We start from the raw sequence: 14,412 nt of genomic DNA, 5'->3' as shown, positions 1-14,412 counted from the left end.
TATCTGAGGTATTGATAAAAGGTAGATGCTGTGAAAAATGCAATCCCAGCGATGGTCATGCAAAATGAAGTCAGTGAATGTGGTCTGGCCTGCATTTCTATGCTCGCGGATTACTATGGTATTGAGGCTCCATTAGAAAAGTTGCGTCTTAAATACCCCACTTCTTTGCATGGATTCACATTGGCTCGTTTGAGCACAATTCTAAGCGAGATGGGGCTTCCAGGCGTACCCGTACAGTTTGATTATGATGAATTAGATACGCTTCCGTTACCGGCTATTTTGCATTATGGCGCCGGGCATTATGTGGTTTTAGCCTGGCGTAGCGGCAAAAATGTTTGCGTTCTGAACCCTTCCTTGGGTAAACAGCTCCTGACTTTCGATGCCTTAAAACGAGAAATAAGTGGCTTTGCCTTAATTATTGATGAACAAGAAAAATGCGTGCTTTTTGATGGCGCAAAAGCAAAAAGAAATAAAGGCTGGCTCCCTTCCTGGCTAAGCGTTAAGGCAACGTCAAACGTACCCTATATCTATATATTAATGATAACAACTTTTGTTATCTCAATGGCAGTGTTTATCATTCCTGTCATGATGAGTTCCTCACTGAATGCCTTATACAGTCAGAAGCAGGTTGAGGTATCATGGTGGCTCTATATTATTGCTTTTATCGGGATTGCAGGGATAGATCTGCTAAACGGCATTTTTTCTGCAAATGTTGTGAAACGGTTTTCTCATATCAGCAATACCTCAGGGTTCAGGCGCTTGATACATCAACCGTTACGTTACTTTCAGAAACGTAATGCGGGTGATATTTACAGTCGTTTTAGCCATTGGTGTGGGGCGTTAAGAGGTAAAATAGCGCTGGATAATACGTTACGCATCGATTGGCTCATTGCCTTACTCTCCTTCGGCGTGATGTTTTGGATTAACCCTGTTCTGTCTTTAGTGTCATTGTTCAACATCACACTGATGGGCTTAATCAGTTTATGGGCAGCCTGGAAAGACAGAATCTATACCCAGAAAATTGAAATGCTGAGTGCCGAGCAGAATGATTTTATTATGGAAACGGTGAGTGGTATTCATACAATAAAATCTGCCGGGCTGCATGAATATCGTCAGATTGCTTTTGCAGAGCAAAATAAAAGAATGGTTCAGGCATTACGTAACTATGCAGTATATAATAAAATAAAAAGTAATCTTTACCAACTGACCAGTAATGGCGAAACCATTCTCTATATTGCTATATCACTGCCGTTGTTACAAACTGGCGAGATGCACTTTGGTACTTTTGTTTCATACGGTCTGATCAAGCAGATATACGGTAACTATATGTCAAAACTTTTTTTTACCGTATTACAGAAAAATGAAATTGGCGTTATTGATAAGCGAGCACAAGATTTTTTATTTAGCGAAGAGGCTTCGTCAGACAGTACAGATACAACTGAGCATTTCCAACGAAGTATTCGTTTCGACAATTTACGTTTTGCCTGGACTCCAGAGTGTAATGTGATCAATGGGCTTACATTAACGCTCCGTAAAGGGGAATGCGTGGCTATTATTGGTGAGTCCGGAGAGGGTAAGACCACCTTTCTGTCAATTGCTGCTGGGTTGCTGATGGCAGACAGTGGGGAGATCGCTATTGACGATGTGGTGCAATCACCGGGTCAATGGGCGAGCATGGCCTTTATGAACAGCACCGATCATATTCTTTTGCAAGGTAGTGTGCGGGACAACATTACACTATTCAGGAGCGATTACACCATTAATGAAGATCGTCAGATTCGGCATATACTCGATGCGCTGGGTATTGCCGATGTGATTGAACATCTTCCCGGCGGACTCAATGCACGGATCCGGGAGGGCAATAGCGGACTGTCGGCTGGGCAACACCAGCGATTGCTGCTTGCGCGGGCTCTCTATTGTAACCATGAACTGGTTATCCTTGATGAACCAACTGCCAATCTGGATGCGGCTGCGGCGCAGCAAACGATGACGGCGATCGTTGAACACTGCAGGCAGTATAATAAAACGCTTATTACCGTAACGCATAATCCTGCTTTACTTGGCGCATTTGACGCGGTTTATCAATTCTCCCATGGGCGTTTATCGAGAGAAGGCTACGCTCATGAGCAGTAAGGTGAAAGCACTCTGCCTTAGCGCAGTACTGATTGTCGTTGGCTTTGGCGTCTATCTTACTGTGATGAACAGCCACGAGGTTCCTGTTCAGGATTTTGCGGCGCAGCCGGTTATTCGCGGCGATATTAAAGAAACAGTGATGCTAACCGGCATAGTTAAACCCTTTCGCAAAGTGAAAGTGGGAGCGCAAGTCACCGGGCAGTTAAAGCGGCTCTATGTGCAGGACGGGCAGCATGTTAAACAGGGCGAATTGTTAGCGGAGATCGATCCTTCTATTCAGGAAGCCGATCTTAAAAAAGCCGAAGCGAGTTTATCTCGTGCTCTGGCACAGCAGGAGGCGGCAAAGGTATTGCTTTGGCAGTATCAGGCGGAATATAGCCGCCAGCAAAACATGAAACGCGATAACGCAACGCCTGAGAAAACGCTTGAACAGGCAAAAAGCCAGTATGAATCGCAGATCCAGCAGACACGAATTGAAGAAGCTAGCGTGGTTCAGGCGCAAATGGAAGTTGAAAGCGCTAAAACCAATCTCAGCTATACAAAAATTCATGCACCGATGGATGGTGAAGTGCTGGCTATTGTAACAGAAGAGGGGCAAACCATCGTTTCTTCTCAAACAGCAACCACCATTCTTATTCTTGCTGATTTGAGTAAAGTTAGCGTGGGTGTGAATATTCCCGAAGTGGATATTTTAAAGATCCACACAGGACAACCACTCTCGTTTTATACTCTTGCTGATGCCAAAAAAGAGTGGCAGGGAAAAATGGGGAAAATTCAAAGTTCTCCCGATGATATAAATAAAGAGGACGATCCATCTGCAAGCTCGTCTGGGAAAAATAATCCAGTTTATTACACGGGCACATTTGAAGTCGATAATGCGTGTCGGTGCTTTAAAACCTCAATGACGGCTAACGTTTTTGTCACCAGCGCGGAGGCGAAAAATGTATTGCTGGTGCCACTGTCTGCTCTTTCAACAATCGAATCATCTGGAAAAGATTATGTCAGAAAAAAGGTCAACGACCAGATTATAGACACCCCAGTAACGGTGGGGCTGCAAAATGAGAGCTACGCAGAAATAACGTCCGGACTTTCGGAGAAGGATCTGGTAATTGTTAAAAGGTCAGGGAAAGACGGTGATGATTAATGATTTACCTGCCGCTATCTGTCTTAAAAACATCCGCAAAGAGTACATTATTAATAATGTTGCTAATACGGTACTGGCAGATATTAATTTAACCATTCATCAGGGCGAAATGGTGGCAATTGTTGGTCCGTCAGGTTCAGGTAAATCCACGTTGATGAATATTATTGGCTGCCTGGATAAACCTGACGCGGGCCAGTTGACTTTATTTGACAGGGATACCGCTGAAATTAGTCATGATCGTCTCGCTGAGTGTCGTCAAAAATATATCGGTTTTATTTTTCAACGTTATCAGTTGTTGCCCTGGCTTAGTGTCATAGATAACGTGATGATGCCCGCTCGTTATACTACACAAACACATCAGCAGGCGCTGATTCGAGCGCGCACGCTAATGGCTCGTCTGGGTATGGCTGACAAGCTTAGCTATTTGCCTAACCAGTTATCCGGGGGGCAGCAGCAGCGTACAGGGATTGCCCGTGCGTTGATGAACGGCGCGCCGATTATTCTGGCGGATGAGCCTACCGGAGCTCTGGACCGACAAAATGGCCAGGAGGTGATGGCCTTACTAAAAGAGCTGCACCGTGAGGGCCATACTATCGTGATAGTGACTCACGATGCGGAAATTGCCGCCCAGACCCAGCGTCAGATCCATCTGGAAGATGGCAAAATCGTTTACCAGCATACAGCAGACATGCCTGATGTCTGTTTGCCCACGCTTCTAACGCAGGTGCAGTGCGCCCGTTTCCGCTTACGTGACGCTATCTATACCGCCTGGCTTGCCTTGATGGGGCATCGCGTTCGCGCTTTCCTTTCTATGCTTGGCATTATTATCGGCATTATGTCAGTCGTTAATACGGTTGCCATCGGTGAGGGGGCCCGGCAAAAAGTCCTTAATGATATTGCGCGTCTGGGGGCGCATAAAATTGAGATTCAGCCAGGCGTTGATGTTCGCGGCAATCCGCTTTATGGAGTACTGAGCGCTGACGACTTGCGCTATCTCAAAAGTTTGCCATTCGTGACAGAGGTTTCGGCTTTTGTCAACCAACATATGGCCGTAGCCAGTCAGAAAAAAACAGGAGTGATGGGCATTCGTGGTGTTGGCCGGGAGTGGTTCGCGCTGAATAACCAACATATTCTTAGTGGAAATCTTTTTTCTCTGCGTGAGCAATCGTCTGCCGCACAGACTGTCATTATTGATGAGATCGCCCGCCAGAAACTCTTCCCCGAGGCATCGGGGGACGTTATAGGGCAGCTCGTTAATATCGGTGGCTCGCTGTGGCGTGTCACTGGTCTGGTGAGTAATGGTCTTTTCACGGGAGAAGGACAACTTTATGTCCCGTTTACCTCATTTATGGAGCGTATCTCTCCATCCGCTACAGTAAGCCAGATAGATGTTCGCATAGCTGAAAACGTTGATGAAACGGATGCCGCCAGACAAATCTCTGTGGCGATGAAGGCCCGACATGGTGCCGGTAGTGTTCAAGTGAAAACCAATCAGCAAGTGTTGAAAGCGGTAAGCAACGCCTCGCAGTCTCTTAATCTGTTAATCACCGCGATTGCCTGTATCTCTCTGTTCGTTGGCGGTATAGGTGTAATGAACGTTATGTTGGTCTCTGTTTCTGAGCGTACCCGTGAAATTGGTATACGTCTGGCTGTCGGAGCCACCCGACACGATATTCTGCGCCAGTTTCTCACCGAGTCGGTGGTTATTTGCCTGCTTGGCGGGTCACTGGGAGTACTCCTGTCGTTATTGACGTCACTGGTGATTGGGATGTTTGCCACCACTATCGTCATGAAGATCGGAGTGACACCGGTTCTGGGCGCATTTGCGATCTCGACCTTAACCGGATTGGTATTCGGATTTTTCCCCGCCCGTAATGCTGCCAAGCTAAATCCTGTAGAGGCGATAGCAAGAGAATGAAATTTTGTTTCTTGATTCTCGTGTTTTTACTGACTGGCTGCACCCAACCTGAATCGTCGTCATTAAATAACGCTAAAGGGGAATGGTTAAGCACGATAAGCGGCAGAAGCGTAATGGCGCGTGCAACGCGCGTCACGGATCATTTTAACGATCCACAATTGACGCAATTGGTTAGTGATGTGCTGGTTAACAATAATGATCTGGCCGTGGCTGGATTCCATCTACAGCAGGCGTGGCTGGCTGCTGGGTTAATTGATGAAACACGCTTTCCTGGCCTGTCCGCCTCAAGTGGCGCTACGAATAGTCAACAGCTCAAGCCCAAACAACCTTCCACGGAAAGTTGGCAAAGTGACGCCTCGCTGAGCTGGGAGGTTGATTTGTGGGGTAAGGTTGCTCGCCAGCATGATCAAAGCATCTGGCAGGCGCAGGCCAGCGATTCGGATCGTTTGGCGACAGCGCTGTCATTAATCAAGACCACAGCGGAACTGTACTGGTCGATTGCATTAAGTAATGCGCAATTGAAAAACTATGAGTCGCAACTGGTTATCAGTGAGCAATTGAAACAGCTGGTGGAAAGTCAGTATCAGGCAGGTGCAGTTTCGGCGAGCGATCGTTTTCGCGCGGAACAGAGCATTTTACAGATGAGGCTTTCTTATGACGCGCTGGTGGCAAAACGCGACAAAGACAGGCATGCGTTGGCTATTTTATTTGACAGCAGTCCGCGCAAACAACGCCCGGAAAAACTTTATTTACCCAATGCCGGCACCACGCCCGGACCAAAAGCAATTCCTGTAAGCGCATTATCTGAACGACCAGATGTGCGCAGCGCAGAGATGCAACTGCGGGCGGCGCTGGCAGGTTCTGATGTCGCCAGACTCAATTTTTATCCCACCCTCTCCGTGAGTGGCACTGTCGGAGCGGCAAACGCGGTGTTTTCACAATGGTTTGCTCATCCGTCTCGTAGCGTGTCGGCAAACCTGGCGCTCCCTTTTCTGCAATGGGATGCCATCATGCTGACCATTGAGCACGCTGATCTGGATGTAAAAGCGGCAGAGGCTGATTTTCGCACGAAGGTCTGGAAAGCGCTCTCTGAAACAGAGGATGCTCTCACCGAGAGCCAACATGCTTTAGCGCAATATGAGATGCACAGCCATAACCTCCGGTTAAGCCAGGCATTGTGGCAGCAGGAAAAAATCCGCTTTATACAAGGCGATTCAAGCCTCAAGGATGTTTTGGATGCAGAAAGCAGCTGGCTTCAGGCTGAGAATGATATTCAGAATGTGAACTACGACTATCTTTCAGGGATTATGAAGCTGTGGCTCACGTTTGATAGTAATAAAACCGGCGTGCCGGTACCGCAAAAAAGTGAGGGAACATGAAGACACAATATCGTAGAGTTGTCATAACAGGACAGGGTGCGATCACCAGCCTGGGGAAAAGCGTTGATGAGTGCTGGCAAGCCATCATGGATTATCGGCTGGGATACAAACACCGCTCGCTGGAATGCGCTGGGATCAAATCGGCGTTTTACGGTGAAATAGAAGACGAGCCCAGTATTCGATTTGTGCCGCCGGGTATCCGCAGACGGTTACCGCGCTTTGCGCGTTTAGCGATGTTTGCTGCTAAAGAAGCTATTGAACAGGCATATGGTGATCGGGCTATCAAGGATTGTTATGATCCCTGTCGCTGCGGGGTGATTATTGGCACCGGTTGGGCCGGCCAGGATGAATCGATTCAAAATCATGACCAATATCGTGATACAGGCTTGGGTTCAACCTTTGGCTGTATTTTTTCTATGCCAAATGTTGCTACGGCTGCCTGTAGTCAATTTTGGGGCCTGCGTGGGTATCAAAATACACCAATCGCTGCTTGTGCAACGGGTACGATAGCTATTGGTGATGCTTTCGAGGCTATTCGTTGCGGGCGGGCGGATATGATGCTGGCGGGCAGCGGAGAGTCATTACGCAGTCATACCTCAATCTGGAATATTGATGTATTACGTGCCCTGACGCGTGAGCAGGATGATATTACAAAAGCTTGCTGCCCATTTAGTAAAGATCGCAACGGCTTTGTATTATCAGAAGGTGCCGCGGTCCTTTGCCTTGAAGAGCGTGAATCTGCGATTGCCAGAGGAGCTACAATATTGGGAGAAATTACCGGTTACGGCAATTTCTCGGATGCCACTGATTTTACGGCTCCGGCAGAGGATAAAATCGCGCGGGTTAAAACTATTGACTATGCGCTCCGTCAGGCAGGAATTGAGGCTTCCATGCTGGATTATATTAACGCGCATGGCACCTCTACACCGCTCAATGATAAAAATGAATGCGAAGCCATTAAAATCGCTCTGGGTGACACGGCACTTTCTATTCCTGTTTCCAGTACCAAATCTTATTCTGGTCATTTAATCGCCGCAGCAGGTAGTTTTGAGACCATTATTTGCCTACAGGCAATGCATCATCACAGGATTCCAGCCACGCATCATCTTTATAACCCCGATCCCGACTGCGATTTAGATTTTGTCGCTCAGGGACACCGACAGGCAGATATTCACCATGCGTTGAATTTAAGTTTTGGCTTCGGTGGCGCGAATGCGGCGTTGGTTATTTCTCGTGGAGAAGTCTGATGCTGCGATGGAGCGCTGAGGATGCCCGCCAGTGGGCCATCTTTTCAGGGGATGAAAACCCGATACATTTTGACAACGATGCCGCAATAACGACTGGCGCGAATGGCATTACGGTACATGGGATGAGGTCGATGTGGCATCTCAAACAAGCCCTTGCCGAAATGTCGCCACTTTCTTCAGAAGAAGAAGGTGTACATTGCGCAATTCGGTTGCGTAGTCCAATCCTTATTGAACGTGATTATTGTTTGAAGATGAAGTCGGGGGCTGACTGCGCGCGTGGCGAGATTATTGACGCCAACAGCTCTGCTGTTTGCTTTTCGGGAAAATTATCAAAAAGCCCGCGACCCGTGTTTGATGAAGCAGGGTTAGCTCCCCGTCTGATCCTCGGGCGTTTACAAAAAAGCTCTTATCCACTTCCTGGTTATGACTGGTGTTTTCTGGATGCGCTTTTATTCAGGATGATTGTTGATGCCCCTGAATCCATGGAAGTCGTGCATAGAGTTTTACCTGAACTCCCCGCAAAAACGTTAGGCGACGTTTTTGTTCAATTGCCGATCGTGCAAACACATCACGATGTTTGGTTGCCGGAATATTTATTGCGTCAAACCTGGGGTGAGCAAGATATCGAAGGCGCGATCCTGCCTTCGCTGGTCATGGGCGATCGCCAGAGCGGGTTTATTTTACAAATGAGCGCTGCGTGCTTACAGCAGCAAAAATTAATCATGTCGACGACGGTGACATTAAAAATTTGGCCTTTAGTAAATAGAAACGGATGAGGGAACATAAATGAGCAATTTTCAGGATGTCTGGACAAATATTGTTAATTTAATTGCCGATGTGAAGGATGTTGCTGTGGATGATCTGTCTGCAGAAACGATGTTGCGAACTCTGGAGCTGGATAGTCTCGATTATGTTGAGATGATGGTCGCCATTAAACGTAACTATGGTATTACGCTGGAAGCCGAGCTGTTTATTAATAATCCCGATATTACTCTCGCTGCGCTGTGTCAGCATATTTGTGAGCAACTGGGGTAAGTATGAGTCAGCCATGGATTTTGGTTACTGGCGGTAGCAGGGGCATTGGCAAAGCGCTGGTGCTATCGCTATCCGAGCGTTGGCGCGTGGTTTTCACCTGGAGAAATAACGAAATTGCTGCCTCAGAAGTCGTGGATCACTGCCGCAGGCAAGGGCGACTGGTTGAGGCGATTCAGTGTGATGGCACCAATGAGGAACAGGTTCACCAAACGGCAACGCGGTTACTTGAACAATACGGCGCCCCTTATGGCATTGTGCATAATGCGGGTGTTCCGATGGATGCTTTACACATTCATCAAACGGCAGAGCGCTGGCGAAAGGTTATGGATACGAATCTGAATGCGCTTTTTTATTGGCATCAGAAGCTGCTGCCAGCCATGTTTGAGATGAATTCGGGGTCTATAGTATTCATTACCTCGGTGTCTGGCGCTGTTAGAGGAAATTCGGGGCAAACGGCATACAGTGCCAGCAAAGCGGCAATGGTAGGATTGTGCCGATCGTTGGCGCTTGAAGTCGGGCGGTTTGGCATTCGGGTTAACTGTATCGCACCGGGGATTATTGACAGTGAATTGCTTAACGCTATTCCAACAGATAAGCTTAAAGCCCTTTCCCGTCAAATCCCGTTAAGACGTATTGGTCAACCAGCTGATGTAGTATCGTCTGTGCGATTTTTCTTGAATGAAGAGAGTCAATGGATTACCGGCCAATGTTTAGTGGTTGATGGTGGAATGAGCGTGTAGATTGCCAGGCCTGCCTGGTACCAGGCAGGTTTCTAACAATAAGGACTCGCAATGAATTCCACAATTTTGCTGGCTCTCGCCTTGGTTTTGGTGCTGGAAGGCCTGGGTCCTATGCTTTATCCCAGCGCATGGAAGAAAATGATCTCCGCGATGGCGCAACTTCCCGAAAATACTTTGCGTCGTTTTGGTGGAGGTCTTGTGGTCGCGGGCGTTGTGGTCTACTACATGTTGAGGAAAACGATTGGCTGATCAATAAGTAGCCTAATTTGCGGATTTTAGCATGCAAAAAGTGCTGTATATCTGAAAAAGCGGTGGTAGAATCCATTTTTAAGCAAACGGTGATTTTGAAAAATGGGTAACAACGTCGTCGTACTGGGCACCCAATGGGGTGACGAAGGTAAAGGGAAGATCGTCGATCTTCTGACTGAACGGGCTAAATATGTTGTGCGCTACCAGGGTGGTCACAACGCAGGCCATACTCTCGTAATCAACGGTGAAAAAACCGTCCTCCATCTTATTCCATCAGGTATTCTTCGCGAGAATGTCATCAGCATCATCGGTAACGGTGTTGTACTGTCTCCGTCCGCGCTGATGAAAGAAATGAAAGGGCTGGAAGATCGTGGTATCCCGGTTCGCGAGCGCCTGCTGCTGTCTGAAGCGTGTCCGCTGATCCTTGATTATCACGTTGCGTTGGATAACGCTCGTGAGAAAGCGCGTGGCGAGAAAGCGATCGGTACTACCGGTCGTGGTATCGGTCCGGCTTATGAAGACAAAGTGGCTCGTCGCGGTCTGCGCGTTGGCGATCTGTTTGATAAAGCAACCTTCGCTGAAAAACTGAAAGAAGTGATGGAATATCACAACTTCCAGTTGGTGAATTTTTATAAAGTCGAAGCCGTTGACTACCAGAAAGTGCTGGATGATGTGATGGCGATTGCCGACATCCTGACCTCTATGGTTGTTGATGTTTCCGATCTGCTGGACCAGGCGCGTAAGCGTGGCGATTTCGTCATGTTCGAAGGCGCGCAGGGTACGCTGCTGGATATCGATCACGGTACCTATCCGTACGTAACCTCCTCCAACACCACTGCGGGTGGCGTGGCGACCGGCTCCGGCCTGGGTCCACGTTATGTGGATTACGTTCTGGGCATCATCAAAGCTTACTCTACTCGTGTCGGCGCAGGTCCGTTCCCGACTGAGCTGTTTGATGACGTTGGTGAGTTCCTGTGCAAACAAGGTAACGAGTATGGCGCAACCACCGGCCGTCGTCGTCGTACCGGTTGGCTGGACTCCGTTGCCGTACGTCGTGCAGTACAGATTAACTCCCTGTCTGGCTTCTGCCTGACCAAACTGGACGTGCTGGACGGTTTGAAAGAGGTGAAAATCTGTGTCGCTTACCGTATGCCGGATGGCCGTGAAGTTACAACGACTCCGCTGGCGGCTGACGACTGGAAAGGTATCGAGCCGATTTACGAAACCATGCCAGGCTGGTCTGAATCCACCTTTGGCGTGAAGGAACGTAGCGGTCTGCCGCAGGCAGCACTGAACTACATCAAGCGTATTGAAGAACTGACCGGTGTGCCGATTGATATTATCTCAACTGGCCCAGACCGTACTGAAACCATGATCCTGCGCGACCCGTTCGACGCATAATTCTGGTTATGGCGTAGCGTCGGATGGCGCTGCGCTTGCACTCTCTTAGGCCGGATGAGGCGTTTTGCATCAGAATCCGGCTTAAAATCACGTAAGTTCCTCGCTTTTTTCCTTCCCGAACTGAAATAAATTAGCGACCTGGCTGGTGGCTGGTTTATCATCAATATAATTAATACCACCAGGTTTATCCGTTTTATCCCTTTTCCTGAGGTTGATGTGCAGTTAACAAGTTTCACCGATTACGGATTACGTGCGCTAATCTACATGGCGTCACTTCCCGAAGGACGTATGACCAGTATTTCTGAGGTGACAGAAGTCTACGGCGTGTCCCGTAATCATATGGTCAAAATAATCAATCAACTTAGCCGGGCGGGCTTTGTTACTGCTATTCGAGGAAAAAATGGCGGTATCCGCCTGGGTAAACCCGCTAAGGATATTTGTATTGGTGATGTGGTTCGCGAGCTGGAACCCTTATCGCTGGTCAACTGTAGCAGCGAGTTTTGCCACATAACCCCTGCCTGCCGACTCAAACAGGCGCTTTCTAAAGCAGTGCAAAGTTTTCTCACGGAACTGGACAACTACACACTTGCTGATTTGGTTGAAGAAAATCAACCGCTTTATAAATTATTGCTGGTGGAGTGACGAAAATCTTCATCAGAGATGACAACGGAGGAACCGAGATGTCACAAGATCCTTTCCAGGAACGCGAAGCTGAAAAATACGCGAACCCTATCCCGAGCCGGGAATTTATCCTCGAACATTTAACTAAACGTGAAAAACCGGCCAACCGCGATGAGCTGGCCGCTGAACTCAACATTGAAGGTGAAGAACAGCAAGAAGCGCTGCGTCGTCGCCTGCGCGCGATGGAGCGTGACGGGCAACTGGTCTTCACTCGTCGTCAGTGCTACGCGCTGCCGGAACGTCTTGACCTGCTGAAAGGTACCGTTATTGGCCACCGTGATGGCTACGGCTTTCTGAGCGTCGAAGGCCGCAAAGATGACCTGTACCTGTCCAGCGAGCAGATGAAAACCTGCATTCATGGCGATCAGGTGCTGGCGCAGCCGCTGGGCGCGGACCGTAAAGGTCGTCGCGAAGCGCGTATTGTGCGCGTACTGGTGCCGAAAACCAGCCAGATTGTCGGCCGCTACTTCACCGACGCTGGGGTCGGGTTTGTCGTCCCGGACGACAGCCGCCTGAGCTTCGATATCCTTATTCCGCCGGAACAGGTGATGGGGGCTCGTATGGGCTTTGTGGTCGTGGTTGAGCTGACCCAGCGTCCAACCCGTCGCACCAAAGCGGTGGGTAAAATCGTTGAAGTATTGGGCGACAACATGGGCACCAGCATGGCTGTTGATATGGCCCTGCGTACCCACGAAATCCCGTATATCTGGCCACAGGCAGTCGAAAAACAGGTCGCCGGACTGAAAGAAGAAGTGCCGGAAGAAGCGAAAGTTGGACGTGTCGATCTACGCGATCTCCCGCTGGTCACTATTGATGGCGAAGATGCGCGTGACTTCGACGATGCGGTTTACTGCGAGAAGAAACGCGGCGGTGGCTGGCGTTTATGGGTGGCGATTGCTGACGTAAGCTATTACGTTCGTCCGCCGACTCCGCTGGATCAGGAAGCGCGCAGCCGTGGCACGTCTGTCTACTTCCCGTCGCAGGTTGTCCCGATGCTACCGGAAGTGCTGTCTAACGGATTGTGTTCGCTGAACCCGCAGGTGGACAGGTTGTGTATGGTCTGTGAAATGACCATTTCGTCGAAAGGCCGCTTAACCGGGTTTAAATTCTACGAAGCGGTAATGAGCTCCCATGCGCGTCTGACTTACACCAAAGTCTGGCATATGCTGCAAGGCGATCAGGAACTGCGTGAACAGTACGCGCCGTTGGTTAAACACATTGAAGAGCTGCATAACCTCTACAAAGTACTGGATAAAGCCCGTGAAGAGCGCGGCGGTATCTCATTTGAAAGTGAAGAAGCGAAGTTTATCTTCAACGCTGAACGTCGTATCGAACGTATTGAGCAGACGCAACGTAACGACGCGCACAAGCTGATTGAAGAGTGCATGATCATGGCGAACATCTCAGCGGCGCGATTCGTTGAGAAAGCCAAAGAGCCAGCGTTGTTCCGTATTCACGATAAGCCGACGACCGAAGCGATTACCTCCTTCCGTTCCGTACTGGCAGAGCTGGGGCTGGAGCTGCCTGGCGGCAACAAACCTGAGCCGCGCGATTACGCTGAACTGCTGGAGTCGATTGCTGACCGTCCTGATGCGGAAATGCTGCAAACTATGCTGCTGCGCTCGATGAAGCAGGCGATTTACGATCCGGAAAACCGTGGTCACTTCGGCCTGGCGCTGCAATCTTATGCGCACTTTACCTCGCCGATCCGTCGTTACCCGGATCTGTCTTTGCATCGTGCAATTAAATATTTGTTGGCGCAGGAGCAGGGCCATAAAGGCAACACCACGGAAACCGGTGGTTATCATTATTCGATGGAAGAGATGCTGCAACTGGGCCAGCACTGTTCGATGGCCGAACGCCGTGCTGACGAAGCTACGCGCGACGTCTCTGACTGGCTGAAGTGTGACTTCATGTTGGATCAGGTAGGTAACGTCTTTAAAGGCGTGATCGCCAGCGTGACCGGGTTTGGCTTCTTTGTCCGTCTTGACGAACTGTTTATCGACGGTCTGGTGCATGTCTCCTCCCTGGATAACGACTACTACCGCTTTGACCAGGTTGGGCAGCGTCTGACGGGTGAATCAAGCGGTCAGATGTATCGCCTGGGCGATCGCGTGGAAGTTCGCGTGGAAGCGGTCAACATGGACGAGCGTAAAATCGATTTCAGTTTGATCTCCAGCGAACGTGCGCCGCGCAATGAGGGCAAAACCGCACGTGAAAAAGCCAAAAAAGGCGATGCAGGTAAAAATACCGGTAAACGTCGTCAAATGGGGAAAAAGGTGAATTTCGAGCCGGATAGCGCTTTCCGCGGCGAGAAGAAAGGCAGAGCCAAACCTCAGGCGGATAAAAAAACGTCTGAGAAGAAAGGCGATAAAAAAGCGAAAAAGCCATCGGCAAAAACGCTTAAAATCGCTGCCGCCACCAAAGCTAAACGCGCGGCGAAAAAGAACGTCGCACAATAACAGCCATAAACTGTAAGCCGGGC

Annotated in this window: 12 protein-coding genes; all 12 read left to right on the top strand. The window is 49.1% G+C overall.

The window, feature by feature from the left end:
- Positions 1-30: 30 nt before the first annotated feature.
- The 12 genes from FDX04_RS21560 to rnr all read left to right on the top strand — a co-directional run bounded on the left by FDX04_RS21560 (position 31) and on the right by rnr (position 14,389).
- On the top strand, positions 31-2,133 hold the full coding sequence (locus tag FDX04_RS21560; protein WP_137371459.1) for a peptidase domain-containing ABC transporter: 2,103 nt from the start codon (positions 31-33) through the stop codon (positions 2,131-2,133).
- A complete protein-coding gene (locus FDX04_RS21555) occupies positions 2,123-3,277 on the top strand; it encodes an efflux RND transporter periplasmic adaptor subunit (RefSeq protein WP_137361591.1) in 1,155 nt (384 codons plus the stop codon). Before FDX04_RS21560 ends, FDX04_RS21555 begins: the two co-directional genes overlap by 11 nt.
- Complete coding sequence (locus FDX04_RS21550; RefSeq protein WP_137361607.1) at positions 3,270-5,195, top strand: ATP-binding cassette domain-containing protein; 1,926 nt, start codon at positions 3,270-3,272, stop codon at positions 5,193-5,195. The genes FDX04_RS21555 and FDX04_RS21550 overlap by 8 nt, the downstream gene beginning before the upstream one ends.
- A gap of 113 nt (positions 5,196-5,308) precedes the next feature.
- A complete protein-coding gene (locus tag FDX04_RS21545) occupies positions 5,309-6,574 on the top strand; it encodes a TolC family protein (RefSeq protein WP_249935552.1) in 1,266 nt (421 codons plus the stop codon).
- Positions 6,571-7,821: a beta-ketoacyl synthase gene (locus tag FDX04_RS21540; RefSeq protein WP_137361589.1), complete on the top strand. Its 1,251-nt coding sequence runs from the start codon at positions 6,571-6,573 to the stop codon at positions 7,819-7,821. The genes FDX04_RS21545 and FDX04_RS21540 overlap by 4 nt, the downstream gene beginning before the upstream one ends.
- Positions 7,821-8,597 (top strand): MaoC/PaaZ C-terminal domain-containing protein, encoded by a 777-nt coding sequence (locus FDX04_RS21535; RefSeq protein WP_137361588.1) that lies wholly within the window; start codon positions 7,821-7,823, stop codon positions 8,595-8,597. Before FDX04_RS21540 ends, FDX04_RS21535 begins: the two co-directional genes overlap by 1 nt.
- 10 nt (positions 8,598-8,607) lie before the next feature.
- Positions 8,608-8,856 (top strand): acyl carrier protein, encoded by a 249-nt coding sequence (locus FDX04_RS21530; protein ID WP_137361587.1) that lies wholly within the window; start codon positions 8,608-8,610, stop codon positions 8,854-8,856.
- A 2-nt stretch (positions 8,857-8,858) separates the two neighbouring features.
- The gene (locus FDX04_RS21525) at positions 8,859-9,596 is read left to right on the top strand and encodes an SDR family NAD(P)-dependent oxidoreductase (protein ID WP_137361586.1); all 738 of its coding nucleotides are present in this window, start codon (positions 8,859-8,861) and stop codon (positions 9,594-9,596) included.
- A 51-nt stretch (positions 9,597-9,647) separates the two neighbouring features.
- On the top strand, positions 9,648-9,845 hold the full coding sequence (locus FDX04_RS21520; protein WP_042312802.1) for a DUF2065 family protein: 198 nt from the start codon (positions 9,648-9,650) through the stop codon (positions 9,843-9,845).
- Positions 9,846-9,947: 102 nt separating this feature from the next.
- The gene (gene purA, locus FDX04_RS21515; protein WP_003025606.1) at positions 9,948-11,246 is read left to right on the top strand and encodes an adenylosuccinate synthase; all 1,299 of its coding nucleotides are present in this window, start codon (positions 9,948-9,950) and stop codon (positions 11,244-11,246) included.
- A gap of 216 nt (positions 11,247-11,462) precedes the next feature.
- On the top strand, positions 11,463-11,888 hold the full coding sequence (nsrR, locus tag FDX04_RS21510; RefSeq protein WP_038636528.1) for a nitric oxide-sensing transcriptional repressor NsrR: 426 nt from the start codon (positions 11,463-11,465) through the stop codon (positions 11,886-11,888).
- A gap of 38 nt (positions 11,889-11,926) precedes the next feature.
- Complete coding sequence (rnr, locus tag FDX04_RS21505) at positions 11,927-14,389, top strand: ribonuclease R (RefSeq protein WP_137371458.1); 2,463 nt, start codon at positions 11,927-11,929, stop codon at positions 14,387-14,389.
- The last annotated feature ends 23 nt before the right edge of the window (positions 14,390-14,412 follow it).

It is taken from the genome of Citrobacter sp. wls615 (assembly GCF_005281355.1).
Lineage (GTDB): Bacteria > Pseudomonadota > Gammaproteobacteria > Enterobacterales > Enterobacteriaceae > Citrobacter > Citrobacter werkmanii.
The sequence above is the reverse complement of the archived record's forward strand: the minus strand, read 5'-3'. Positions and strand labels throughout refer to the sequence as shown.

Excerpts from the sequence above, each read along its gene's own strand:
- FDX04_RS21525 (WP_137361586.1), top strand. The coding sequence starts at position 8,859 with ATGAGTCAGCCATGGATTTTGGTTACTGGCGGTAGCAGGGGCATTGGC.
- rnr (WP_137371458.1), top strand. The coding sequence starts at position 11,927 with ATGTCACAAGATCCTTTCCAGGAACGCGAAGCTGAAAAATACGCGAAC.
- purA (WP_003025606.1), top strand. The coding sequence starts at position 9,948 with ATGGGTAACAACGTCGTCGTACTGGGCACCCAATGGGGTGACGAAGGT.
- FDX04_RS21540 (WP_137361589.1), top strand. The coding sequence starts at position 6,571 with ATGAAGACACAATATCGTAGAGTTGTCATAACAGGACAGGGTGCGATC.
- FDX04_RS21545 (WP_249935552.1), top strand. The coding sequence starts at position 5,309 with ATGGCGCGTGCAACGCGCGTCACGGATCATTTTAACGATCCACAATTG.
- FDX04_RS21535 (WP_137361588.1), top strand. The coding sequence starts at position 7,821 with ATGCTGCGATGGAGCGCTGAGGATGCCCGCCAGTGGGCCATCTTTTCA.
- FDX04_RS21550 (WP_137361607.1), top strand. The coding sequence starts at position 3,270 with ATGATTAATGATTTACCTGCCGCTATCTGTCTTAAAAACATCCGCAAA.
- FDX04_RS21530 (WP_137361587.1), top strand. The coding sequence starts at position 8,608 with ATGAGCAATTTTCAGGATGTCTGGACAAATATTGTTAATTTAATTGCC.
- FDX04_RS21555 (WP_137361591.1), top strand. The coding sequence starts at position 2,123 with ATGAGCAGTAAGGTGAAAGCACTCTGCCTTAGCGCAGTACTGATTGTC.
- FDX04_RS21520 (WP_042312802.1), top strand. The coding sequence starts at position 9,648 with ATGAATTCCACAATTTTGCTGGCTCTCGCCTTGGTTTTGGTGCTGGAA.